Origin of the sequence: Microbacterium deminutum (genome assembly GCF_039530205.1) — a bacterium.
GTDB classification, from domain to species: domain Bacteria; phylum Actinomycetota; class Actinomycetes; order Actinomycetales; family Microbacteriaceae; genus Microbacterium; species Microbacterium deminutum.
Map to the genome: position 1 here is coordinate 148774 of NZ_BAAAOG010000001.1, position 23695 is coordinate 172468.

Here is a 23695-nt window from a genome sequence, read left to right on the forward strand (position 1 = left end):
CCGGGCCGTGCGAGCCTCAGCCACGCGCGACCCCCGACCCGGCGGCGGGGCCCTGCGTCTGGCGGAGCGCGCGAGCCTCATCGCCGGCCGTCACGCGGCGCAGGGTCAGCCCCCGCGGTGACTCGACGAAGCCGGCATCGCGCAGAGCGCGGCCGACAGCGGTGCCGTAGACGAAGGCGCCGTTGACCTGCTCGATCGTCAGGGTGTCCAGACGCCGTGCGCGAGCGGTCGCCGCGAGGTCGCGGGTCGCGGCCGCGAGCATCCCTTCGTCGCCCGTGAAGGCGAGCGCGGACTTCCCGCCGCGCTCGAGGTACAGAGCCAGCATGCCGTCGACGAGCACGACGAGCCCCCCGGCCTTGCGTCCGGGCCGATGCGGGACACCGTCGAGGCCGGGCCAGGCGAGCGCGGCGCCGTAGGGATTGGCCGGATCGGTCGCCGCGAGCGTGACCGCCCGCAGCGGCGGCGGATCGGCGAGACCGGCGAACTCCCGCAGCCTGTCGACGGTGGCGGATGCCGCGAACTGCGCCGCGCCGAGCTTTTCGATCACGTATCCGCGCCGGCAGTGCCCGGCCTCTTCGAAACCCGCCAGCACCCGGTAGGCCTGCGCGAACCCGCCAGGGAGGCCCTCGGCCTGTACCGCGCCGCGGGTGACGACGCCGTAGCGGTCGAGGATGAGGCTCGCCGCCGCGGTCGCGCGCATTGCAGCGTCGGGCTCGGTCTCGGGCAGCAGCGACCAGCGACCGCCGATCGAGGCTGGTCGCGGCGGGACGGATGACGTCACCGTGCGCACCGCGGCGCCCCGGTAGAGACGGGCGCGGGGCGTCTTGCGTGCCACGCGGTGCGCCTGCGACCCGCCGCCGACGAGAGCGCGCACCGGAGCGAACGTGTCGTTGGTGACCCGGCCCGCCCAGGTCAGCGCCCAGAGCGCCTCGACGACCGACTGCTCGTTCTCGGCCCCGGTGATCTGGCGCAGCTGGGCGGCGAAGTAGGCTCCGCCGGCCGAGAGGGCGGACAGCAGCTGCGACTCGAGCGTGCCGGGGGCGACGTCCTCCTCGGGCGGCGAGAGCGTCAGGCTGACGGCATCCGCGGAGTGCAGCGCGATCCACCCGTCCTGGCCGGGAAGGCTCCCGTGCCCCGACCAGACGACCTCGCCGGTCGCGGTCAGCTCGTCGAGCATGCCGGGTGTGTAGTCCGAGACCCGTGCGGGCAGGACGAGCGACTCCCACGCGCTGGCGGGGATCGGCACGCCGGCGAGCTGCTCGACGACAGCCACGACCCCGTCGATGCCCTCGAGCGGCCGCGTCACGTGCTGCCAGACCGGCAGGAACCTCGCGTACGCGTCCTGCGAGACGGGCTCCACGCTCCCGCGGATTGCCGCGAGCGAGCGCATCCGCAGGCGTCGCAGCACCTCGGCGTCGCACCACTCCCCTTCGTCGGCGCCATTCGCGCCCGCCCCGGCCCCCGAGGCGGCACCGGTCTCTGCGCCGGTCTGCGGGGCCGGGAGGAAGAAGCCGCTCGCGAGCCGGCCGTGCGACTCGAGCCGCTGGAGCGTATGCCGCGCGACGGCGATGCCGATGCCGAGGCGGTCGGCCGCGGCATCCGCCGTGAACGGACCGTGCGTGCGCGCATACCGCGCCACCAGATCGCCGAGCGGGTCGGCGAGCGGCTCGAGGAAGGCGGTCGGGATGCCGACGGGCAGCGCGACGCCGAGTGCATCGCGCAGTCTGCCGGCGTCTTCGATGGCGGCGACGCGGGGGACACCGGCGATCGTCACCGGGATGGCTCGCCGCGCGTCGATCAGCGCTGCCAGCAGGGCCGCCGCCTCGGCATCAGGCGCCACGAGGTCGTCGGGCCCGGACGTCGAGCGAGGGGAGCGGGACGACACGTCGTCGGAATCGGGAGCATGGTTCGCCTCGTCGCGTCGATCCTCGGTCAACGACGAGATCGCGGCGGGCTGCAGGCGCGCGGCGACCTCGGATGCGTCCAGCGGACCGAGGATGCGCAGCAGATCGGCGACTCCCTCGACTCCGCGAGCACGACGCTCGGGATCGAGCCGCTGCGCCTCGCGCTCGAACTGCGCGATCACGTCGGGGTCGAGCAGCTCGCGCATCTCGACCTTGCCGAGCAGCTCCGACAGCAGCGCCGGATCCACTGACAGCGCCGCCGCCCGGCGCTCGGCCAAGGGCGAATCGCCCTCGTACATGAACGCGCCGACATAGCCGAACAGGAGATCCCGCGCGAACGGAGACGGCTGCGAGGGTGTCGTCTCGATGAGCCTGATCCGTCGCTCGCCGATGCCGCGGGCGATGCGCAGCAGAGCGGGCACGTCATACACGTCCTGCAGGACTTCGCGCAGCGTCTCGAGGATGATCGGGAACGTCGGATACCGGCGGGCGACCTCGAGCAGCTGCGCCGATCGCTGGCGCTGCTGCCACAGCGGGCTGCGTCGGCCGGGATTGCGGCGGGGCATGAGCAGCGCGCGGGCCGCGCACTCGCGGAAACGCGACGCGAACAGCGCGGACCCGCCCACCTCGTCGATGACGATCTGCTCGAGTTCGTCGGGATCGAACACGAAGAGCTCCGCCCCCGGCGGTTCGGCCGCGGCATCCGGGACCCGAGCGATGATGCCGTCGTCGCTGGCCACGGCAGACCCGTCGACACCCAGCCGCTCGCGGATGCGAGCGTTGACGGCCAGAGCCCATGGCGAGTGGACTTGCATGCCGTACGGGGAATGCAGGATCACACGCCAGTCGCCGACCTCGTCGCGTCCACGCTCGACGGTGAGCGCACGGTCGGTGGGAAGCGTCCCCGTCGCCTCGCGCTGCTCGCTCAGGTACGCCAGGAGGTTGCCTGCCGCGTTGTCGTCCAGACCTGCGTCGCGCAGGCGCTCCTCGGCTTTCTCGGCGGCGGCCGTCGAGACCTCGCGTGAGAACCTGCCGAGCGCCTCACCGAGCTCGGCGGGCCGGCCGATGCCGTCGCCGTGCCAGAACGGCACCTTGCCGGGCTGGCCGAACGCGGGCACCACGTTCACGCGGTCGTGCGTGATCTCGACGATGCGCCAGCTCGTCGTGCCGAGCGTGAACACGTCGTTGACGCGGGATTCATACACCATCTCCTCGTCGAGCTCCCCGACGCGGGCGTTCTGCGACTCACCCGCGACGAAGACCCCGAACAGGCCCCGGTCGGGAATCGTGCCGCCGCTCGTCACGGCGATGCGCTGCGAACCGGGGCGACCGGTAAGGGTGCCGTGGTCGCGGTCCCACACGAGCCGGGGCCGCAGTTCCGCGAATTCATCGGACGGAAAACGCCCCGCGAGCAGGTCGAGCGTCGCCTCGTACGCCGAGCGCGGCAGTGTTCGGAACGGCGCACTGCGCTTGAGCGTCTCGAACCAGCCCTCGACGTCGACGGGACCCAGCGCGCTCGCTGCCACGGTCTGCTGCGCCAGGATGTCGAGCGGGTTCTGCGGGATGGCGATCGCCTCGATCTGTCCCGCGAGCATGCGCTCGGTGACGATCGCGGTGTGCAGCACGTCGCCGCGGTGCTTCGGGAAGAGCGCTGCCCGGCTGACCTCGCCGACCTGGTGCCCGGCTCGTCCGATGCGCTGGAGTCCCGAGGCCGCGCTCGGCGGCGCTTCGACCTGGATGACGAGATCGACAGCGCCCATGTCGATGCCGAGCTCGAGGCTGCTGGTGGCGACGACGCAGCGCAGGATGCCCGACTTCAGCTCTTCCTCGACCTGTGCGCGCTGCTCCTTCGAGACCGATCCGTGGTGGGCCTTCGCCAGCACCGGGTCGGCACCTGCCGTCGTGCCCGCCTGCGCCATTTTGGCTGCCGGGACGAGCGGGTCGGGCAGTTCGAGTCCCAGCCGCTCGGAGTAGATCTCGTTCAGCCGTGCGGTGAGCCGCTCCGCGAGGCGCCGTGAGTTGCAGAACACGATCGTGGAGCGGTGCTGCACGATGCGGTCTACGATCGCCTCTTCGACATGAGGCCACACGGATCCGGTCATCTCGGTCGACTCCGGGCGGCGACGGCCGTCGCCGGTGCCGGAACCCTCTGCGAACCAGTCCTCGTCGATCACCTCGCCCGTGGCTTCGTCGGCGTCGACGAATGCCGGTTCGGTGCCCGGAGGGGGCGGGGGATTGAGCATGTCGTTCACCGGCACGATCACGCGCATGTCGAACGCCTTGGTCGCGCGAGGGGCCACGATCTCGACAGGAGCGGCGCCGCCGAGGAACCGCGCGACCTCGTCGATGGGCCGGACCGTGGCAGAGAGCCCGATCCGCTGGGCGGGCCGCTCCAGCAGCGCGTCGAGGCGTTCCAGGCTGACCGCGAGATGCGCGCCGCGCTTGGTGGCCGCCACGGCGTGGACCTCGTCGACGATGACGGTGTGGACGTTCTTGAGCGTCTCGCCGGCCTGACTCGTGAGCATGAGATACAGCGACTCGGGGGTCGTGATGAGGATGTCGGGCGGTGCCGTGACCAGCTTGCGCCGGTCGCTGGAGGTCGTGTCGCCGGAGCGGACCCCGACCGTGACCTCAGGCACCGAGATGCCGAGCCTTCGGGCCGACTGCCCGATGCCGACGAGGGGTGAGCGGAGGTTGCGCTCGACGTCGACGCCGAGGGCCTTGAGCGGCGAGATGTAGACGATCCGTGTGGGGGAGGGAGCGGCATCCGTGGACCTGCGCTTGCGCCCGGCGACGGGCCTCGGACGCGAGTCCTTCTCGTGGAAGACCCGGTCGATCGCCCAGAGGAACGCCGACAGCGTCTTGCCGGACCCGGTCGGCGCGACCACGAGCGCGTGCCTGCCGGCCGAGATCGCGTCCCACGCGCCGACCTGGGCGTCCGTGGGCCGGGGGAAGGCGCCTCGGAACCAGTCCTGCGTGGCGGGTCCGAACCGCTCGAGCACGTCGCTCATCCCCCCATCTTCGCCGGTAGGTGCGACATCGGGGCCGTCGGTCGAGGCGGGAGGCTGTGGGACGGGCGCGCGGTCAGCGGCGGCGGCAGGTAGATTCGCCGCAAACGCAGCGGAAGGACAGTCCATGAGACGCTCGCGCCTCGCCATCGGTGTCGCTGTTCTGCTGTCGGCGCTGGCCGGCTGCGCCTCGGCGCCGCCGGAGCAGGATGCCGAGACGCCGACCGCTGTCGTGACGTCGACGCCGACTCCGACTCCCGACGTCCTGAACGTCGCGCCCGGCGGCATCCCACCGGTCGCGTTCGGTCACGACTGCGCATCGGTCCTGACCGAGGCTCAGCTGTCGGATGCCACCGGCCTCGACCTCCAGTCACAGTCCGCCGACTCGAGCGGGACCATGGCGAACGTCGGCGGACTGGTGTGCGCCTGGCGCGGGGACTCTGCGACAGTCGTCGTGGAGGTCATCCCGCAGTCGGGCGTCGGGGATGCCGTCCTGCCGGCCGACTCCGAGAAGTACTACTTCGAAGACTGCGACCCGCAATGGGTCTGCGCGTGGAAATGGGAGTCCCACGAGCTCTGGGTCGCGGGGACATTCCAGTTCGCGCCGGACATGACGCGCGCGAACGTCGACGCCTGGGGCGCGGCGCTCGGAGCCCAGATCGGAGCGAACTTCGCGGCCCGACCGGACGAGCCGTGGACTCGCGATCGCACGGGATGGTGGCCGACTCTCGACTGCCAGAGGGCGGCGGACGCGATCGGGGGCGCACTGGGAGCCACCCTCACCGGACAGGCCACGAGTCTCGGCGACCCTCCCACTCCCGGCTACGCGATGGCCGGTGTCGCCTCCCATCGATCGGAATGCGGCATCGCCGAGCGCGGAGCTTCAAGCATCTTCCTCTACCTCGACACCCTGGCGGGCACCGGCGCCACGACGCCGGACGGCTACCAGGCCATCGACCTGGGCGTCGACGGCATCCAGGGCTCCGCGGGCGGGACGGGGTCGCACGGCGGCGCGCTGTACCACCTGGCGGATGGCGTGAACTCCGCGTGGATCGAAGTGCGCGCAACGGCCGCCCTGCAGCCCGAGATGGTGGCTGCGGCGGTCGCGCGGGCTGCGGCATCCGGATTCCACTGATGCCGGGCCGCCGACGTCAGGTGCGGCCGAGGGGAATGAGCAGCCAGAGGATCACGTACAGCCAGATGCCCAGGCCGAACAAGAGCACGGCGAAGACCATGAGCGCACGCACGACCGCGACGCTCATGTCGAAGCGGTTCGCGATCGCAACGCACACGCCTGCCAGGACGCGCCCGCTGCGGGGACGGAGGAGTTCGGCCATGTGCCCATCCTGCCCCCATCCACGTCGCGCGTGAAGGCACGCGTTCGAGGCGGTCCCTGAGCCCGTCGGAAGGTCCGGCCCTTCGGCGGGCTCAGGTTCGTCGCTCGCTCAGTCGCGCGTCGGCCGCGAGTTCGAGCGTGAGGTCGATGCCAAGCCGCGCGAGGAACGCGTCGTCGTGGCTCACCACGATGACGGCGCCCCGATACGCGCCGAGGGCCTCAACCAGCTGATCCACCGTGTCGAGGTCGAGGTTGTTCGTCGGCTCGTCGAGGACGATCAGCTGCGGCGGCGGATCGGCGAGCAGCACCCTCGCCAGCGCCACCCGGAAGCGCTCACCGCCGGACAGCGTCGCCACCGGCCGATCGACGGCCGCTCCACGGATCAGGAACCGGGCGAGTCGGTTCCGCAGGTCGGCGGTGGTGATCGTGGATGCCGCCGCCCGAACGTTCTCGAGCACGGATGCCGCGTCATCCAGTCCGTCGATGCGCTGCGGGAGGTAACCCACCCTGTCGGTGTGCAGCACGGCCGTGCACGATTCCAAGCGCGGAGCCGGCATCTCGCCCAGGACCTCCGATACGTGAGTCTGCCGGCCGATCCCCGTCCCGACTGAGCCGGAGTCGGGTCCACGTCCCGACGGCAGGCCGACCAGTCGCTCGAGGAGGGTCGTCTTACCGACGCCGTTGGCGCCGATGAGCGCCACGCGCTCCGGACCCTGGACGATCCACGAGTGCTCGCCGTCGCCGATCGTCGCGATGCGGCGACCGGCCGCCACGCCCGGGTCCGGCAGGTCGATTCGCACGGAGTCGTCGTCCCGTACGCGGCGCTCGGCCGCGTCGAGCGCCGCACGGGCGCCGGCTTCCTTGTCGCGGGCCTCGGTGCGCAGCTTTCCGGCCGATACCTGCGCCGAACGCATGAGGTTGCCGGCGACGATCGGCGGGACGCGCTTCTCCAGCTGGGCTTTGCGGCCCATCGCCTGCCGGTGCGAGATCTTGATCTCGGCGTCGATGCGATCCCGCTTCTCGCGCCGCAGTGCGGCGGCGGCGGTCACCTCGGCCTGCCGGGCGGCCGACTGCTCGGAGTCGAACCATGCGCGCCACTGCGAATACGGACCGCCGAAGACACTCAGCTCGTTGCGGTACAGCTCGGCCGTGTCGTCCATGAGCTCGAGCAGGGCGATGTCGTGGCTGACGACGATGAGCGTGCCCCGCCATCCCCGGACCATCTCGCGCAGACGCGCACGGGCGTCGCGGTCGAGGTTGTTCGTCGGCTCGTCGAGCAGGGCGATGGATGGCGCGCGCAGCCGGATGCCGGCGATCGCGGTGAGCACGGCTTCGCCGCCCGACAGCTCGCCGACGTGCCGGTCGAGCATGCCGGGCGCCAGGCCGGCCTCGGCGAGCGCGGCGTTCGCGCGCGCCTCGATGTCCCAGTCGGAGCCGACCGCGTCAAAGTGGTGCGGATCGACATCGCCGGATTCGATGGCACGCACCGCGCCGAGGGTGTCGGCGATGCCGAGCAGCTCGGCGACCGGCCGGTGCACGTCGAGCGTGAGTCGCTGGGGGAGGTGCGCGACATCCATCGACGTCGTGATGCGGCCCGCGGTGGGCGAGAGCTCTCGGCCGATCAGGCGCAGGAGGGTGGACTTTCCGGAGCCGTTGCGGCCGACGAGTCCGGTGCGGCCCGCGCCGAAAATGCCGGAGACGCCGTCGAGGGCGGATGCGCCATCGGGCCAGGTGAACGAGACGCGGTCGAGGACGACGGATGGGGTGAGGGTGGGAGCAGGCATGGGACCTCCGAGATGTCAGATATGCGCTGACATCGAGGCCGCGATGCGCCCGACGACCGGCAGAGCCGGCAGAGGCCGAGGGAAGAAGCGGCAGAAAATCGACGGTCAGCGCGGAATGAAGCGCTGAACTCGTCGGACGACGACGCTCAGCGCGATTACAGCGCGGTCGCGACGATCTGCCTCAACGGACTTCCTCACACTCGGGACAAGGTCGACAGCCACGATAGCGGATGCCAGGCCCTGTCGGGTGAGTGCGACCTGAGCGTTCTCGTAACAGATCGATCGCAAGGGCGGTTGCTTCAGCGCTCACGTCGTGGGCGGAATCCGATCCGATCCGACCGGAATAGCGTCGAGCTGCTTCTCGAGGAATGTGCGGACGTCGACGACCTCTTGGTCCGAGACGCTGTGGGTGAGTCCCGGATAGACCCGTCCGCTGAGGTGGGAATGTGCGGGCAGCCATTGCGTGGTGTGGGTCACGAGGAACTCGGGGACCACGTCATCACGGGTGCCGCGTCCCCAGAACACGGGGAGTCCGCGCTTTGCGAGCGCAGCGTCGCCGGGCAGCTCCCCCGGGGTGGCGTACCCGCTGAGCACGACGACGAACGCGAAGCGCTCGGGCTCGAGCCGCATCGCCTGGATTGCGACGGCACCTCCCTGCGAGAACCCCAGGAGTCCGACTGCGGCGGCCGGCGCGATCGCGTCGAGCCATTCGAGCAGGCGGGACGCGGCATCCGTCACATGCACCGGATCGCGGCTCTCCAGTCCTTCGATGGGGTACCAGGAATAGCCCGGCGCGGGCCACGGCGGCGGGAGCGGGGCGCGCACCGCGGCGACGTCGAACCGGTCCGGCAGCACCGGCGTCAGGCCGAACAGGTCGTGCTCGTCGGCGCCGTAGCCGTGGAGCAGGACGAGCAGCGGTTTGTCGGATGACTCGAGGCGGGCCGCCGACCACAGCACGGCGTCGGCATCGAGCGGCGGAGTCGTGGGCATACCACCATCATGCCCCGATGGCTCCGACGCTCCGAGGATCACTTGAGCTGGCCGCGCACCTCCCCACCGGGGTACTTCGGCGTGTGCACGTTCACGTAGTAGGCGCGCGGGTTCGCCTGGATCGCGGCGAGCAGCATCGGGTCGGCGGTGGTGCATGCGGCGACGTCGAACGATGATTCGTTCGGCACGGACAGCGGGATCAGAACCGGACCCGCGACGTGGCGCGCAGCGATGTGGACGTGGGCCGCAACCGCCCCACCGGTCAGACCGGTGACCGAGAGGGTGTAGCAGAACTGATCGCCGCCGATCGTGTAGCCGAAGAAGCCGTGGGCGCCGCCGCGGGCGTCCGTGGTCTCCTGACCGGTGTTCAGTGGGATCGCCGGGGCGGCATTCGCTGCGACGCTGCCCCCCAGAGCGAGCAGCGCCAGCGATGCGACGGCGATCGAGGCGCGAGTGACGCGGTGCATGATGAGTACTCACTTCCTGTGGTTGCACTCCCGCGCCGCACGGCGCGCCGCGGGCAGTGGGTCGGGTAAGCACTGCAGAGGACCCCTCCCGCGACGCAACGTACGCCCACCGCACAGACTCTTCAAGGGTGTCGCGGTGGCGGAACGGAGGTTTTCGCCGATCGGCGGACGGGGGTATACAGGACACATGCCTGTCCGCACTCCAGACCCCGACCCCAATGAGCGCGACGACGACGGCACCCCGCGGGATCCACTCGAAGGGATCGGCGCCTCGTTCGGCCGCGGCGGTCATCCGCTCGGAGACGGGACGTTCGGATCGCCGACGCCCGCGAGCGCGTCGAACCCGGGGTGGCTGAGCGACATCGAGCTGGCCGAGGCACGCAGGCGCATGCCGATGCTGTACGTCGAAGCTGTGCCGGTGCGCACCGACGGCGTGGGCAATGTGACCGAGGTCGGCATCCTGCTGCGGGCCACCCCGCTCGGCGAGATGACACGCACGATCGTGAGCGGCCGGGTGCGCTACGGCGAGACGGTGCGCGACGCACTGTTCCGGCACCTCGAGAACGACCTCGGGCCGATGGCGTTCCCCCTCCTGCCCCCGCAGCCGGTGCCCTTCACCGTGGCGGAGTACTTCCCGATCCCGGGGCTGAGCGCCTTCCACGACGACCGCCAGCACGCCGTCTCGCTCGCGTTCGTCGTGCCGGTCACCGGCACCTGCGAGCCGCGTCAGGACGCGCTCGAAGTGACGTGGATGCCGCCGGCGGAAGCGGCATCCGATCTCCTCGCCGCCGAGATGGAGGGTGGAAGGGGCACGCTGATCCGCCTGGCGCTCGCGAGTGTGGGCGCCCTGCGCTGACAGCTGGATCCGCGCACTCGACGCGCCGCGTGGAGCGGTCCGCGAAACCGTGAATCCGATGGCGATCGCGCTCGGCTGGGGAAGGTATTATTCGGGCGTACCCGAGGCGCATTCCCGCGCCGAATCCCCCCAGCGGTGTCGCAGCAACGCGACGTCCTCCGCCCCGAACGCCGCCGATCCGCTCGCGCCGACTCATGGGGTGGAGCCGTCCGTCTGCCGCGCCCGCCGTGATCAGGAAGCGAAGAAGCAGAGCCAGATGTCCGATCAGCCCATTCCGGCCCGAAACGCCGGCGCCGAAGGTGTCTCTCCGTTCGACGAACTCATCGGCGCGGGCCAGCCGGTTCCCGCCAACGTCCTGCCGACCGCCAGCGACACGTCTTTCACGACCGCGTTCCGCGGCTATGACAAGGACGAGGTCGACACCGCGATCGCCCGGCTCACCGCTCGGCTGCGAGCCGACGGCGACAAGATCCTGTTCCTCGAGCGGCGCTATCGGCGGGTCAGCGAAGCGGCGGACTCGCACAGCCGCGACGCGGTGGAGCGGCTCGGCGCAGAGTTCGACGCGAAGTTCGAGGCCGCTCAAGCGCGCAGCCAGGAGACGATCGAGAAGCTGAAGTCCGACCTCGCCGCAGCGAACGCGCGTGCGGCCAAGGCCGGACAGCAGGTTCAGGTGCAGGTCGCGGCCGCGGACGCCAAGAGCCGCGAGGACATCCAGCGACTGGAAGCGGAGCTCGCCGCGGCGAACGCCCGCGCCGGGGCCGCCGAGCAGCGCGTGCAGACGCTCGGCGAGCAGCTCGTCGACGGCACGTCCGAGGCCACCAGCCGCCCGCAGTTCGAGGAGATCCTGCGCGTCGCGGAGGACCAGGCCAGCCTCATCATCCGCAACGCCAGCGTGCAGGCCGACCGCCTGCTCGAAGCCGCGCGCGAAGAGATCATGAACCGCCGCAAGGAGGTGCAGACCGAGGCCGAGTCGATCCTCTCTCAGGCCCAGGTCGACGCCCAGCAGGCGCGGCTGCGAATCGAGACCGAGGTCACGGCTCACGAGGCCCGCGTCGAGCGCGAGGCCGCCCACGCCGCCGAGAAGGTCTCGCAGGCCGAGCAGGAGGCCGCCGCCATTCGCACCGAGGCCGAGAAGGGTGCGGCCGCGCTGCGTTCCATGGTGGCCCGCGAGACCTCGCTCTCGAGGGCCGAGGCCGAGGAGGCCGTGCGCGAACTCCGCGTGCGTGCGCTCGAGTTCGAGGAGTCGCTCACCCGGCGCCAGGACGACGCACAGCAGGAGTTCCTGCTGCTGCACAATCAGGCGGTGGCGCACGCCGAGCGCATCACTCAGGACGCGAATGACCAGGTCGCGGCATCCCTCGAGCACGCGCAGCGTCTCGGAGCGAAGGCCGACGACTTCGACAGGCTCATGCGTGCACAGGCGCAGCAGGTGGAGGCGGACGCGAGCGTGCGTGCCCGCGAGATCCTCGATCGTGCGCGTGCCAAGGCGCAGAAGATCATCGACACGGTCACCGTGCACTCGCAGGGCGTGCTCCGCGACGCGGAGGACCGGACCCGTCAGCTGCGCTGGCAGCAGCACCAGCTGACCAGCTTCATGGCCGAGGTGAAGGAGCTCATCCGCCCCGAGACGTCGCTCGCGGCGTCAGATGACGAGTCCGCGGCCGATGCCGCCGAACCGGCGGATGCCGCCGAGCAGACGGATGCCGCCGAGCCCGGCGAGTTCGCCGAGCAGACGGATGCCGCCGAGTCGGACGCCGCGGGCGACGCCGCCCTGTTGGAGGACGAGACGCCTGTCGAGCACGTCCTGCACACAGAGGACGTGGATGCCGCGCACGATGAGCACGAAGACTCCGAACAGATCGAACCGGTCGAGTCCTGAGCCACCCGTCCGCCGGGTTCGGGGCGGGTTCTGTCCGTTGGGGCGGACGTTGTGCGCCCCGACGAACGGGCGACGCCCCGAACCCAGGTCGGTGGGTCTTTGAGCTCGGTGGGGAGCGCCCGCCGGGTTTCGGGGGGTCGCTGAGCCCGACCGAATCCCGAACAAGGGATCCCGCCCCGAACCTAGGTTCCGTGAGTCGCTAAACTCGCCGAACATCTCCGCGCGAGGGGTTCGGGGCGCGTTCTGTCCCTTGGGGCGTGCGAAGTACGCCCCACCGGACGGATGACGCCCCAAACCCTCGCGCAGCGCGCTGAAACTCAGACCGTGGTCTCGCGGGCGATCGCCGCCACGAATGCGTCGATGTCGTCGGGCCGGGTGTCGAACGAGCACATCCAGCGGACCTCGTTCTTCGCGGCATCCCAGTCGTAGAACCGGAAGGACTCGCGAAGGCGGTCTGCGACGCCATCGGGAAGGGTCGCGAAGACCCCGTTCGCCTGCGTCGGCTGAGTGAACGCGACCCCCTGGATCGAGCCGTCCGCGACCCCGGCCTCGACGCCGTTGCGCAGGCGCTGCGCCATCGCGTTCGAGTGCGTCGCGTTGCGCAGCCACAGGTCGCCATCGAGCAGGGCGATCAGCTGAGCCGACACGAACCGCATCTTCGACGACAGCTGCATGTTGAGCTTGCGGAGGTACTTCAGGCCGGTCGACGCCTCGGGGTTCAGCACCACGACGGCCTCGCCCAGCATCGCACCGTTCTTCGTGCCGCCGAAGCTCAGCACGTCGACGCCGACGTCGCGCGTGAACTCCCGCAGCGGCAGGCCGAGGGATGCCGCGGCGTTGGAGATGCGCGCGCCGTCCATGTGCAGGTGCATGCCGTGGCCGTGGACGTGGTCGGCGATTATGCGAAGCTCGTCGACCGAGTACAGCGTGCCGAGCTCGGTCGACTGCGTCACCGCCACCACGAGAGGCTGCGCGCGATGCTCGTCGCCCCAGCCCCACGCCTCGCGGTCGATGAGCTCGGGGGTGAGCTTGCCGTCGTCCGTCGGCACATTGAGGATCTTGATGCCTGCGACCCGCTCGGGTGCACCACCTTCGTCCACGTTGATGTGGGCGGTGGATGCCGCGATCACGGCGCCCCAGCGAGGGAGCATCGACTGCAGCCCGACCACGTTCGCGCCCGTGCCGTTGAAGACCGGGAACGCCTCGACGCCCTCGCCGAAGTGGTGGGCGAAGACCTCCTGCAGCCGAGCGGTGTATTCGTCGTCGCCGTACGCGACCTGATGGCCGTCGTTGGCCGCTGCGATGGCGGCGATCACCTCGGGATGGATGCCGGAATAGTTGTCGGACGCGAAGCCGCGGATGTTCGGGTTGTGCAGGGTGGTCACGAGGATCAAGCCTACGGCCGCGGCATCCGGTCGCTGTTCGCCCGCGGTCGACAGCGTCGGAGCCCGCCGCTAGCGTCGGTGGTGGCCGAAGCCGACGACGGAAGGACACGAAATGTCGGAACCGACATTCGACGTGCACGTCGAACGCGAGTTCGACGCACCCATCGAGCGGGTGTGGGCGGCATGGACGACGCCCGACGACCTCCGCGCCTGGTGGGGACCCACCGGATTCACCTGCCCGCACGCCGAGGCCGACGTCCGCCCCGGGGGCCGGATCCTCGTCACGATGCGTGCCCCCGACGACTGGGGAGGCTTCGAGCAGCACTCCGCATGGGACATCACCGAGGTCGACCCGCCGCATGCGCTGCGCTATGTCCACAGATTCGTGGATGCCGCCGGCACGCCGATCACACCCGCCGAGGCGGGAATCCCGGCCGCGGGGGTGCCGGCCGAGGGACACCACGAGGTGCTGCTCACCGCCCTCGGGGATGGCCGAACGCGCCTCGAGATGACCGAGCACGGCTACACGACCGCAGCAGCCCGCGACATGTCACTCGGCGGCCTCCAGCAGTGCCTCGACAAGATGGCCGGCCTGGTCGCGGCCGGCGCCCCCTGATCGCGCCGGAACCGCCGGGCCACGCGCGACCGCGGATGACGGCCGGGAGCGATGGCTAGAGTCGAGAGATGCTCGCCGACCCTCTCGACGCAGACGTCGTCGCCGCCGCGCTGCGCGCCGTTCTGAGACCCGAACAGGTGCTCTCCGGTCCCGCCGAGCGGGACGCGTACGCGCACGACGACGCCGAGTGGGCGGACTTCCACCGGCCGCTCGCCGTGGCGCTCCCGGAGTCGACGCCCGACGTCGCCGCGATCGTGCGGTTCGCCGGGCGAGCGGGCGTTCCGGTCGTGGCGCGCGGCACCGGCACCGGGCTCTCGGGCGGCGCGAATGCCGTGGAGGGCTCGATCGTCGTCTCCCTGGAGCGCATGACGAGGATGCTCGATCTCGACGTCGCGGAACGCGTCGTCATCGCCGAGGCGGGAGTGATCAACGACGACCTGCGGCAGGCGGTGGCCGCCGAAGGGCTGTGGTATCCGCCGGATCCGGCGAGCTACCGGATCTCGACGATCGGCGGCAACGTGGCGACCAACGCCGGCGGCATCTGCTGCGTGAAATACGGCGTCACCCGCGACTACGTCCTGGGGCTGACGGTCGTCCTCGCCGACGGCGAGATCGTCCGCCTCGGCCGTCGCACCGCGAAAGGGGCGACGGGCTACGACCTGACCGCCCTCATGGTCGGCTCCGAGGGCACGCTGGGCATCATCACCGAGGTCACCCTCAGGCTCCTGCCCCTCGGCGGTCGCGAAGAGCGTGCAATCGTCGGCTCGTTCCCCTCGCTCGAGACAGCGGGAGTCGCCGTCGCCGCGATCGGAGCCGCCGGCATCATCCCGTCGGCGCTCGAGCTCGTAGACGAGATGTGCCTGCGCGCGGTCGACGAATGGCGGTCGCTGGGGCTGCCGCACGACGCGGCCGCGCTGCTGCTGGCGACGGTCGATGAGCCCGGTGAGACGGGTGCGGGGGCTGCGGCATCCATCGCGCGTCTCATGACGGATGCCGGAGCCCTCGGCGTCGAACAGGCGGCCTCACCCCAAGAGGTCGAGAGGCTGTTCCTCGCCCGCAGACTCGCGTATCCCGCCCTCGAGCGACTCGGGCCGGTGCTCACCGAGGACATCTGCGTGCCGCGCCGCGCGGTGCCTGAGATGCTCGGGCGGATCCGCGACACCGCGGCCGCGCATGACGTGGTGATCGCCACGATCGCCCACGCCGGCGACGGCAACCTGCATCCGCTCATCATCGTGGCCGAGGGCGATCAGCGGGCCCAGGACCGCGCGAAGGACGCGTTCGACCGCATCGTCGACGACTGCCGGGCGCTGGGCGGCACCGTGACCGGCGAGCACGGCGTCGGGCTCCTGAAGCTGTCCGGGGCACGGCTCGAACTCGGATATCGCGTGATCGCCATGCACCGCGACATCAAGGCCGCGCTCGACCCGCAGGGGATCCTCAATCCGGGAAAGGCCTTCTAGGGCGTTCGGCGCTCAGCCGGCGAGGAACCGGCCGAGCAATTCATCGAAGACCTTCGGCTGCTCGATGTTGGTCGCGTGGCCGGCCTTTTCGATGACCGCCGAAGTCCCCTTCGGGGCGAGGGATGCCGCGGCCCCGGCGTGCTCGCAGGGCCAGAACTCGCTCTCGCGCCCCGCGATGAAGAGCACGGGCACACGCGTTGCGGCGATGGCGGGCCGCCAGTCGCGTTTGGCGTGGTCGTTCAGAAGCTCGAGCTCGGCGGGCGTGAATCCGGCCCGCGCCGCTTTGACGTCCATGGCCTTCAGCAGCCGCGCGACCCGGACAGGACCCTTCGACGCGACGGGGTGCCGCCCGGGATCCGGGATGCCCGACGCGAAGTACGTGTCGACGTTGGAGTCGTCGTAGTCGTAGAACCCGTACTCCCAGTCATCGGAGTTGAGCATCTTGGGAGTCTGATCGACGATCACGATGTCGCGGATGCCGCCGCCGCCGCCGGCCGCCAGCAGCGCCCAGATCGAGTTGCCGCCTATCGACTGTCCGACGACTGTGACGTCTTCGAGCGCCAGTTCGCGGATCGCGTCGCCGATATCGGCGCCGTGCCGGTCCATCGTGTGACCGCCGTCGGGGCCGACCTCCGAGTCGCCGTGGCCTCGACGATCAAGCGCGATGACGCGACGTCCCGCCTTCTGCAGCGCGGTGAGCTGGGGCTTCCAGCTCGTCGCCGGAGCCTTGAAGCCCGCGACGAGCAGCACCGGGTGACCGGAGGAGGCGCCCGACTCGACGTAGCTGAGTCGAACTCCGTCGGAACTGGTGATGTGGGGCATCGTCGCCTCGTTCTGGTCGTCGAAGGCGCGGCGCGCGCCGACGATCAGCCTATGACGAGAGGTCGATCACCGAGTCGTTCACCGACTCCGCGTCGCGCGCGAAAAGCCCGATGTAGGCGTCGGCGAGGGCGTCTTCGAGGCCGTCCAGGGTGGTGACGCGGAAGATGACGGATGCCGCGCGCAACGGCTCGCCGGCATCCCGAGCCGCTTTCGCGAATCCGTGGGCGAGGGCGCGCGTCCACGCCTCGCTCGCAGCCTTCACAGCCGCGTAGTTCGCGCCGCCCGCGAGCGGACGCACCAGCGCGGTCGAGGAGACGATGGCCTCGCGGCCCGCCGGCGAAGCACGTACGTCGGCGTCGAACGCCCGGCTCACATGCCTCAGGGCGGTCAGCGATCCCTCCAGGAAACGGAAGTCCTCCTCGGTCTGTGCCGCGAGGCCACCGCCGCCGCGCCATCCGCCCACGAGATGCAGGATGCCGTCCACCGGCCCGCCCGTCGCGTGCACCCGCTCCGCGAAACCGTGCACCGCGGACTCATCGGTCAGGTCGCACACCTCGGTGACGAGCCCCGGGAGGTTGCCGGCGAGCACTTCGAGCTTCTCCGGATCGTGCGCAGCGACGATGACGTGGGCACCGGCGGCGAGGAGCGCGCGCGCCGCGGCACGCCCCGCCGCGCTGGTCCCGCCGGCGAGAAGGATGGTGCGCCCGTTCAGGGAGTTCGTCATGCGCTCATCCTCGCACCCGGGGTGCCGCGCGGCGGGGGGCGCCGGGACGTCAGTCCTCGGCTCGGATCCCTGCGGTGGACTCGATGACGGGACGCATCTTCTTCTCGAGGGCCTCGTAGAACATCGACAGCGGGAACTCGTCATCCATCACAGCGTCGGTGTACCCCTTGGGGATGCCCGCGAGCACCTCGTCCGGCAGCCCGCGGGCCCAGACCGACGCGGGGTTGGGGGTCAGCGTGCCGCGCACGAGCTCGTACGCCGCGAGCCAGTGGGCCGACTTGGGACGGTCGATCGAACGCCAGTACAGCTCGTCGATGGCGTCGCCGAGCGCGACGACCACAGCAGGAACCCCGTCCCAGTCGAAGGCGAGCGACGTGTCGGTCCAGTGCAGCACGCCCCGCTGGTGCAGCCACGCGAACAGCAGCTGGCCACCCAGACCGTCGTAGTTGCGAACCCGGGTCCCGGTGATCGCGAACCGGAAGATGCGGTCGAAGATCACGGCGTACTGCACGAGCACCGCGTGCTCGAGCATCTCGGCTTCGACCGGTTCCAGCGCCTCGCCGGCCTCGACACGCGCCCGCAGCCGGGCGGTGATCGCGACGCACTCGCGGAACGCCGTCAGATCGCAGCGCAGCTCTTCCAGCGAGTACAGGAAGTACGGCATCCGCTGCTTGATCATGAACGGATCGAAGGGCAGGTCGCCGCGCATGTGCGTGCGGTCGTGGATGATGTCCCACATCACGAAGGTCTGCTCGGTGAGCACCTGATCGTCCAGCATGCGCACTGCCTCGTCGGGCAGGTCGAGCTTCGTGATCTCGGATGCCGCGCGCACCACGCGCCGGTAGCGAGCCGCTTCGCGGTCCTGGAAGATCGCACCCCAAGTGAAGGAGGGGATCTCTCGCATCGCCACCGTCTCGGGGAACAGCACCGCGGAGTTCGTGTCGTAGCCCGGCGTGAAGTCCACGAGCCGCAGCGAGACGAACAGCCGGTTGGTGTACTGGGTCTCGAGCTCGGCGATGAACTCGGGCCAGATGACCTCGACGATCAGCGCCTCGACGAAGCGGTTCGCCGATCCGTTCTGCGTATACATCGGGAACACGACGAGGTGGCGGATGCCGTCGACCCGGTGCTGCTGCGGCTGGAAGGCGACGAGCGAGTCCAGGAAATCGGGCACGCCGAACCCGTCCGACATCCACTTCTCGAAGTCCGCGACGAGCGCGGTGAGGTACTCCGCATCATGCGGGAACCAGGGCGCCAGGGCACGGACCGACTCGATGATCGCCTCGACGCCGGCCCGCGCCTGACCGGAGTCGGACGCGTCGGGCACCGAGCCGTCTTTCGCCTGGAGGCTCTGCAGTGCGATCACGGCGGCCTTCAGACCTGCCCATGCCGCAGTGTTCTCGACCCCGCGGGCGCGACCGTCCTCCACGACCTCGGGTTCGCCGACGATGACCTGGACCGCACTGTGGGTCTGGCTGAAGGGCATGGGAACCTCCGATCTGCGGGAACTGCGAGGGATGGACGGCGGGATGCCGGATACCTCACCATCATACGAGAGGAAATCCTGTGAAAACATCCTCACGCAGGAGGAATTCCGGTTCACCGCGCGTGGATCCTGATACGCTCCGGGCATGTCCGTGTTGGAGGATGCACCCGGCGACGGCGGCCCACGCGCGGGAGCGCACCTCGACGATCCGATCGACGCGAAGATCGTCCAGGAGATGTCGCTCGATGCCCGCGCCACCCTCTCGCAGGTCTCGCAGGTCGTCGGCCTGTCGGTGTCGGCCGTGCAGACGCGGTTGCGTCGTCTGGAGGCGCGCGGTGTGATCACGGGGTATCGGGCCATCCTGGATCCGGAGGCCGTCGGCAAGTCGTTGTCGGCATTCATCGAGATCACGCCGCTGGACCCGTCGCAGCCCGACAACGCTCCAGAGCTGCTCGAACACCTCGCCGAGATCGAGGCGTGCCACTCGATCGCCGGCGATGCGAGCTACATCCTGTTCGTGCGGGTCGCCACACCGCGAGATCTCGAGGCTCTGATCCGCGACATCCGCCTGGCCGCGTCGGTGCGCACCCGCACGACGGTGGTCCTGCAGACGTTCTACGAGAACCGGCCGATCTCACTCCCGGGATAGCAAGGCGCGTTTCGTCTCGCTTCGCTCGCTCAACGGCCGGGGCGCGAGCCGGGTCAGCGGAGTCCCGGTCGTTGAGCGAGGAGCGGAGCGACGAGACGAAACGCGCCGAGCCTCCCGATTCAGTCGTGCTGCGGGAAGCCCAGATTCAGCCCGCCGTGCGACGGGTCGAGCCAGCGCGAGGTGATCGCCTTCTCCTGCGTGAAGAACTCGAAGCCGTGCGGGCCGTACGCTTTGGCGTCGCCGAAGAGCGAGGCCTTCCAGCCGCCGAACGAGTGGTAGGCCACCGGGACCGGGATCGGCACGTTGATGCCGATCATCCCGACCTGCACCTCGCGCTGGAAGCGCCGGGCGGCGCCGCCATCGTTCGTGAAGATCGCCGTTCCGTTGCCGTAGAGGCTCGAGTTGATGATGCCGAGACCCTCTTCGTAGCCGTCCACGCGCACGACCGAGAGCACCGGGCCGAAGATCTCGTCCTTGTAGACGGCGGATGACGTGGGCACCTTGTCGATGAGGGTCGGGCCGAGCCAGAACCCGTCGGGGTCGCCGTCGGGCTCGACGTCACGTCCGTCCACGACGACGGATGCCCCGTCGGTGCCGGCGACATCGATGTACGACGTCACCTTGTCGCGGTGCTGTCCGGTGATGAGGGGTCCCATGTCGCACCCGCGGGTACCGTCGCCCGTTCGCAGCGTGCCCATGCGCTGCGCGACCTTCTCGACGAACTCGTCGGCGATCGTGTCGACCGCCAGCACGACCGAGATGGCCATGCAGCGCTCGCCCGCGGAGCCGAAGCCCGCGTTGACGGCGGCGTCGGCGGCGAGGTCGAGGTCGGCATCCGGAAGCACCAGCATGTGGTTCTTCGCACCGCCGAGCGCCTGCACGCGCTTGCCGTGACCGGTCGCGGTCTCGTACACGTAGCGGGCGATGGGGGTCGAGCCCACGAACGAGATCGACCGCACGTCCGGGTGCTCGAGGAGCGCGTCCACCGCCTCCTTGTCGCCGTGCACGACGTTGAGCACGCCGTCGGGAAGTCCCGCCTCCTTGAGCAGGGCCGCCATCCAGTTCGCGGCGGTCGGGTCCTTCTCCGAAGGCTTGAGGATGACGGCGTTGCCGGCAGCCAGGGCGATCGAGAAGAACCAGAGCGGAACCATCGCCGGGAAGTTGAACGGGCTGATGATGCCTACGACGCCGAGCGGCTGGCGGAGCGTGTAGACGTCGATGCCGGTCGACACGTTCTCGGAGTACGCGCCCTTCGTGAGGTGGCCGAGGCCGCAGGCGAATTCGACGACCTCCATGCCGCGGGCGATCTCGCCGAGCGCGTCCGAGAGCACCTTGCCGTGCTCCGAGGTGAGGATCTCGGCCAGCTCGCCCTTGCGGGCGTTCAGCAGCTCGCGGAAAGCGAACATGACCGTCTGGCGCTTCGCGATCGAGGCATCGCGCCAGCCGATCCACGCGAGGGATGCCGAGTCCACCGCGGCGGCGACATCCGCCTTGGAGGCGAGCCGCACTTCTTTCTGGATCGTTCCGAGCGCGGGGTTGAAGACCGGTCCGGTGCGTTCGGATTCACCCGCCCACGTGGCTCCGTCCACCCAGTGGTCGAGGATCGTGGTGGCGGACGGCGTCGTCCGCTCGAGGGTCGTGGTGTCGGTCATGATGCTTCCATTTCTTCGCGGTGAGATCCCCTTGTGAGGGAGCATGCACGCGTCAGAGGGGGCGCATTCGTTGTGGTCAGTGCCCTGCCTCGACGCTCGTCAGACCTTCATCGTAAATCGCCAGAGCCCGGGATGCCTCGTCGTCGGTGACAACGCACGGCGGAACCACGTGGATCCGGTTGTCCGCCGTGAAGGGCATGAGCCCCCTCGAGGTGACCGCCGTCTTGAGCTTTCCGATGACGTCCGCGCCCACCGGCTCGCGCGTCTCGGGGTCCTTCACGAGCTCCATGGCCCAGAAGACCCCTTCGCCGCGCACTTCGCCGATCAGCGGATGCCTGTCGGCGAGTGCCCTCAGTCCCGGGCCGATCACCTCGGCCCCGACCCTGCGTGCGTTCTCGACGATGCCCTCGTCCTCCATGGCGCTGATGGAGGCGACGATGGATGCCGCGGCCAGCGGGTGCCCGCTGTAGGTGAGGCCGCCGGGGAAGACCCGGTCGTCGAAGGTCGCCGAGATCGCGTCGGAGATGATCACGCCGCCGACCGGCACGTACCCCGAGTTGACCCCCTTCGCGAACGTGATGAGGTCGGGCACGACGTCGTAGCCCTGGAACGCGAACCACCGGCCGGTGCGGCCGAACCCGCACATCACCTCGTCGAGGATCAGGATGATGCCGTACCGGTCGCACAGCGCTCTGACCCCGGCGAGGTATCCGGGCGGTGGCACGAGGATCCCGGCGGTTCCGGGGACCGACTCCAGCAGGATCGCGGCGACGGTCGCTGGTCCTTCGGACTGGATGACGCGCTCGAGGTGCCGCAGCGCCCGGTCGGACTCCTCCTCGGGAGTGGTCGCCCAGAATTCGCTCCGATAAAGGTAAGGGCCGAAGAAGTGGACGTGTCCGCGGGCGTACTGGTTCGGCATCCGTCGCCAGTCCCCCGTGGCGACGATCGCCGCCCCGGTGTTGCCGTGATACGAGCGGTACGTCGACAGCACGGTGTCTCGCCCGGTATGCAGCCGCGCCATCCGGATCGCATTCTCGTTGGCGTCGGCGCCGCCGTTCGTGAAGAACACCTTGCGGAAGGCCGCCGGCGCCTTGGAGAGGATCCGCTGGGCGGCGAGGCCCCGCGTGAGGTTGGCGGTCGCCGGGCCGATCGTTGCCAGCAGTTCAGCCTGCTCCTGGATGGCCTTGACGACGGCCGGATGCTGGTGCCCGATGTTGACGTTGACGAGCTGGCTGGCGAAGTCGAGGTAGCGGTTGCCGGCGTGGTCCCAGACCTCGGTGCCCGCGCCGCCCGCGATGACCGGAAGATCGAGCGCCGCCTGTGCCGACCATGAATGGAAGACGTACTCGCGGTCGAGGGCCGTCGTCCTTGCGTCAAGACCGGCGGCGGTGGAGATTTCGGTGGTCATGGATCTACCTCGTATCGGAACCGGGATGCGGCGACTCGAGGAGGTCGCATCCCGGTGCCATGTCGGAGTCTTTCGCCTTCTGCGGCGGCTAGTTGCCGCCCTCCTTGAGTTCGACGGTCAGCGGTGTGAAGCCGGCGCCGTCGACATCCACACCCTCATCCTTCAACTCTTTCAGTGCCTTTTCCACATACTGGTTCGAGTAGGCGGTCGTCGGCGGATCCTTCGTGATGATCGTGGAGCCCGTGTCGTTCTTCGTGTCCAGCGCGATTCCGACCGTCTGGTCCCATGCCGCCTTGTCGATCATGCCTATGCCATTCGTGGAGGGCCAGATCAGTTTGTTGATCTCATTCGTCATCCACAGCTGGTGGCTCGTGCCGAGGGTGGAGCCGGCGTCCGTCACGATCTGGGCCGCCTTCTCGGGATTGTCCCGCGCGTAGATCCAGCCCTTGATCGAGGCCTTGATGAATTTCACCGTGGTGTCGGCGTAGTTCGCGTCGCCCGTCAGACGCGACGCGTCCGCCCAGATCGCATCCTGGAGCATTGCGGTGCCCTCGTCGTTCCAGTTGATGACGTTCAGGTCATCGGGCTGGTAGAGCTTGCCGGTGTCGGGATTGACCGTCTCGAGCACCTGCGCGTACTCGTTGTAGGTCATCGCCTGAGCTGCGTCGATGTCGCCCGCGAGGAAGCCGTTCATGTCGAACGCCTGCTGCACGAGAGTGATGTCCGACGTCGTGTCGATGCCGGCCTTCTGCATGCCGGCGAACAGCTCCCACTCGTTGCCGTAGCCCCAGCTGCCCACCTTCTTGCCCTTCAGGTCGGCCGCCGTGGTGATGTTCTTGTCCTTGAATGAGATCTGGGTCGTGGCCGACCGCTCGAAGATCTGCGCAACGTCGGTGACATTCGTGCCCTGCTCTATCGAGCCGAGCACCTTCGGCACCCACGAGATCGCGTAGTCGGCGTCGCCCGAGGCGAGGACGTCGATCGGCACCGTGTCGGTGCCCGCTTCCTGAATGGTGACGTCGAGACCCTCGTCCTTGTAGTAGCCCTGGGCGACGGCGGCGTAGTACCCGGCGAACTGCGCCTGGGCGACCCACTGCAGCTGAAGGGTGACGGGCGTCAACGCCGCGCCGCCCGACGAGCTCTCGGACGGTGTGCCCGACGAGGAGCAGCCGCTCAGCACGAGTGCGGCGGCTGTGACCGTCGCACCGATGCCGAGCGACAGTCGTGTGCTGTGCTTCATGGTGCTTCCTCCTGTGTGATGGTCCT

Annotated in this window: 18 protein-coding genes; 6 read left to right on the forward strand and 12 right to left on the reverse strand. The window is 69.8% G+C overall.

Going from position 1 to position 23695, the window contains the following annotated elements:
- Window positions 1-16 precede the first annotated feature (16 nt).
- Window positions 17-4915 (reverse strand): Lhr family ATP-dependent helicase, encoded by a 4899-nt coding sequence (locus tag ABD212_RS00715; protein WP_344090160.1) that lies wholly within the window; start codon window positions 4913-4915, stop codon window positions 17-19.
- A 124-nt stretch (window positions 4916-5039) separates the two neighbouring features.
- Here ABD212_RS00715 and ABD212_RS00720 point away from each other — a divergent pair, with 124 nt between their 5' ends.
- Window positions 5040-6047 (forward strand): hypothetical protein, encoded by a 1008-nt coding sequence (locus ABD212_RS00720; protein WP_344090162.1) that lies wholly within the window; start codon window positions 5040-5042, stop codon window positions 6045-6047.
- Window positions 6048-6063: 16 nt separating this feature from the next.
- Here the strand turns inward: ABD212_RS00720 and ABD212_RS00725 are convergent, their stop codons facing one another.
- The 4 genes from ABD212_RS00725 to ABD212_RS00740 all read right to left on the reverse strand — a co-directional run bounded on the left by ABD212_RS00725 (window position 6064) and on the right by ABD212_RS00740 (window position 9489).
- Window positions 6064-6249 (reverse strand): PspC domain-containing protein, encoded by a 186-nt coding sequence (locus ABD212_RS00725; RefSeq protein ID WP_344090164.1) that lies wholly within the window; start codon window positions 6247-6249, stop codon window positions 6064-6066.
- A gap of 91 nt (window positions 6250-6340) precedes the next feature.
- Window positions 6341-8032, reverse strand: coding sequence for an ABC-F family ATP-binding cassette domain-containing protein (locus tag ABD212_RS00730; protein WP_344090166.1), 1692 nt, complete (start codon window positions 8030-8032; stop codon window positions 6341-6343).
- Window positions 8033-8338: 306 nt separating this feature from the next.
- Window positions 8339-9022, reverse strand: coding sequence for an alpha/beta hydrolase (locus ABD212_RS00735; protein WP_344090168.1), 684 nt, complete (start codon window positions 9020-9022; stop codon window positions 8339-8341).
- A gap of 38 nt (window positions 9023-9060) precedes the next feature.
- The gene (locus ABD212_RS00740; protein ID WP_344090171.1) at window positions 9061-9489 is read right to left on the reverse strand and encodes a CHRD domain-containing protein; all 429 of its coding nucleotides are present in this window, start codon (window positions 9487-9489) and stop codon (window positions 9061-9063) included.
- Window positions 9490-9676: 187 nt separating this feature from the next.
- On the opposite strand from ABD212_RS00740, the gene ABD212_RS00745 reads away from it, so the two are divergent.
- Together ABD212_RS00745 and ABD212_RS00750 are read left to right on the forward strand one after the other, a co-directional pair.
- Window positions 9677-10345: an NUDIX hydrolase family protein gene (locus tag ABD212_RS00745; RefSeq protein ID WP_344090173.1), complete on the forward strand. Its 669-nt coding sequence runs from the start codon at window positions 9677-9679 to the stop codon at window positions 10343-10345.
- A gap of 256 nt (window positions 10346-10601) precedes the next feature.
- A complete protein-coding gene (locus ABD212_RS00750; RefSeq protein ID WP_344090175.1) occupies window positions 10602-12224 on the forward strand; it encodes a DivIVA domain-containing protein in 1623 nt (540 codons plus the stop codon).
- A 317-nt stretch (window positions 12225-12541) separates the two neighbouring features.
- Here ABD212_RS00750 and ABD212_RS00755 read toward each other — a convergent pair whose 3' ends face one another.
- A complete protein-coding gene (locus ABD212_RS00755; RefSeq protein ID WP_344090177.1) occupies window positions 12542-13609 on the reverse strand; it encodes a threonine aldolase family protein in 1068 nt (355 codons plus the stop codon).
- Window positions 13610-13721: 112 nt separating this feature from the next.
- On the opposite strand from ABD212_RS00755, the gene ABD212_RS00760 reads away from it, so the two are divergent.
- Both ABD212_RS00760 and ABD212_RS00765 read left to right on the forward strand, forming a co-directional pair.
- Window positions 13722-14225, forward strand: a complete 504-nt coding sequence (locus tag ABD212_RS00760) for an SRPBCC family protein (protein ID WP_344090179.1) — start codon at window positions 13722-13724, stop codon at window positions 14223-14225.
- A 68-nt stretch (window positions 14226-14293) separates the two neighbouring features.
- Window positions 14294-15688: an FAD-binding oxidoreductase gene (locus tag ABD212_RS00765; protein ID WP_344090182.1), complete on the forward strand. Its 1395-nt coding sequence runs from the start codon at window positions 14294-14296 to the stop codon at window positions 15686-15688.
- Window positions 15689-15700: 12 nt separating this feature from the next.
- Here ABD212_RS00765 and ABD212_RS00770 read toward each other — a convergent pair whose 3' ends face one another.
- Genes ABD212_RS00770 through ABD212_RS00780 form a run of 3 tightly spaced genes read right to left on the reverse strand, consistent with a single transcriptional unit; the run spans window position 15701 to window position 18720 of the window.
- Window positions 15701-16510 (reverse strand): alpha/beta fold hydrolase, encoded by an 810-nt coding sequence (locus ABD212_RS00770; RefSeq protein ID WP_344090185.1) that lies wholly within the window; start codon window positions 16508-16510, stop codon window positions 15701-15703.
- Between the two features lie 49 nt (window positions 16511-16559).
- On the reverse strand, window positions 16560-17234 hold the full coding sequence (locus ABD212_RS00775) for an SDR family NAD(P)-dependent oxidoreductase (RefSeq protein WP_344090188.1): 675 nt from the start codon (window positions 17232-17234) through the stop codon (window positions 16560-16562).
- Between the two features lie 49 nt (window positions 17235-17283).
- A complete protein-coding gene (locus ABD212_RS00780; protein WP_344090190.1) occupies window positions 17284-18720 on the reverse strand; it encodes a DUF6421 family protein in 1437 nt (478 codons plus the stop codon).
- Between the two features lie 145 nt (window positions 18721-18865).
- Here ABD212_RS00780 and ABD212_RS00785 point away from each other — a divergent pair, with 145 nt between their 5' ends.
- Window positions 18866-19369, forward strand: a complete 504-nt coding sequence (locus tag ABD212_RS00785; RefSeq protein WP_344090192.1) for an Lrp/AsnC family transcriptional regulator — start codon at window positions 18866-18868, stop codon at window positions 19367-19369.
- A gap of 119 nt (window positions 19370-19488) precedes the next feature.
- Here the strand turns inward: ABD212_RS00785 and ABD212_RS00790 are convergent, their stop codons facing one another.
- From ABD212_RS00790 to ABD212_RS00800, 3 genes are all read right to left on the reverse strand, one after another.
- Window positions 19489-21021, reverse strand: a complete 1533-nt coding sequence (locus tag ABD212_RS00790; protein ID WP_344090194.1) for a CoA-acylating methylmalonate-semialdehyde dehydrogenase — start codon at window positions 21019-21021, stop codon at window positions 19489-19491.
- 76 nt (window positions 21022-21097) lie between these two features.
- Window positions 21098-22429 (reverse strand): aspartate aminotransferase family protein, encoded by a 1332-nt coding sequence (locus tag ABD212_RS00795; RefSeq protein WP_344090195.1) that lies wholly within the window; start codon window positions 22427-22429, stop codon window positions 21098-21100.
- Window positions 22430-22517: 88 nt separating this feature from the next.
- Window positions 22518-23669, reverse strand: coding sequence for an ABC transporter substrate-binding protein (locus ABD212_RS00800; protein ID WP_344090198.1), 1152 nt, complete (start codon window positions 23667-23669; stop codon window positions 22518-22520).
- Window positions 23670-23695: the final 26 nt, after the last annotated feature.

Excerpts from the sequence above, each read along its gene's own strand:
- ABD212_RS00730 (WP_344090166.1), bottom strand. The coding sequence starts at position 8,032 with ATGCCTGCTCCCACCCTCACCCCATCCGTCGTCCTCGACCGCGTCTCG.
- ABD212_RS00785 (WP_344090192.1), top strand. The coding sequence starts at position 18,866 with ATGTCCGTGTTGGAGGATGCACCCGGCGACGGCGGCCCACGCGCGGGA.
- ABD212_RS00780 (WP_344090190.1), bottom strand. The coding sequence starts at position 18,720 with ATGCCCTTCAGCCAGACCCACAGTGCGGTCCAGGTCATCGTCGGCGAA.
- ABD212_RS00795 (WP_344090195.1), bottom strand. The coding sequence starts at position 22,429 with ATGACCACCGAAATCTCCACCGCCGCCGGTCTTGACGCAAGGACGACG.
- ABD212_RS00760 (WP_344090179.1), top strand. The coding sequence starts at position 13,722 with ATGTCGGAACCGACATTCGACGTGCACGTCGAACGCGAGTTCGACGCA.
- ABD212_RS00765 (WP_344090182.1), top strand. The coding sequence starts at position 14,294 with ATGCTCGCCGACCCTCTCGACGCAGACGTCGTCGCCGCCGCGCTGCGC.
- ABD212_RS00790 (WP_344090194.1), bottom strand. The coding sequence starts at position 21,021 with ATGACCGACACCACGACCCTCGAGCGGACGACGCCGTCCGCCACCACG.
- ABD212_RS00770 (WP_344090185.1), bottom strand. The coding sequence starts at position 16,510 with ATGCCCCACATCACCAGTTCCGACGGAGTTCGACTCAGCTACGTCGAG.
- ABD212_RS00720 (WP_344090162.1), top strand. The coding sequence starts at position 5,040 with ATGAGACGCTCGCGCCTCGCCATCGGTGTCGCTGTTCTGCTGTCGGCG.
- ABD212_RS00740 (WP_344090171.1), bottom strand. The coding sequence starts at position 9,489 with ATGCACCGCGTCACTCGCGCCTCGATCGCCGTCGCATCGCTGGCGCTG.
- ABD212_RS00715 (WP_344090160.1), bottom strand. The coding sequence starts at position 4,915 with ATGAGCGACGTGCTCGAGCGGTTCGGACCCGCCACGCAGGACTGGTTC.
- ABD212_RS00775 (WP_344090188.1), bottom strand. The coding sequence starts at position 17,234 with ATGACGAACTCCCTGAACGGGCGCACCATCCTTCTCGCCGGCGGGACC.
- ABD212_RS00725 (WP_344090164.1), bottom strand. The coding sequence starts at position 6,249 with ATGGCCGAACTCCTCCGTCCCCGCAGCGGGCGCGTCCTGGCAGGCGTG.
- ABD212_RS00750 (WP_344090175.1), top strand. The coding sequence starts at position 10,602 with ATGTCCGATCAGCCCATTCCGGCCCGAAACGCCGGCGCCGAAGGTGTC.
- ABD212_RS00735 (WP_344090168.1), bottom strand. The coding sequence starts at position 9,022 with ATGCCCACGACTCCGCCGCTCGATGCCGACGCCGTGCTGTGGTCGGCG.
- ABD212_RS00745 (WP_344090173.1), top strand. The coding sequence starts at position 9,677 with ATGCCTGTCCGCACTCCAGACCCCGACCCCAATGAGCGCGACGACGAC.
- ABD212_RS00800 (WP_344090198.1), bottom strand. The coding sequence starts at position 23,669 with ATGAAGCACAGCACACGACTGTCGCTCGGCATCGGTGCGACGGTCACA.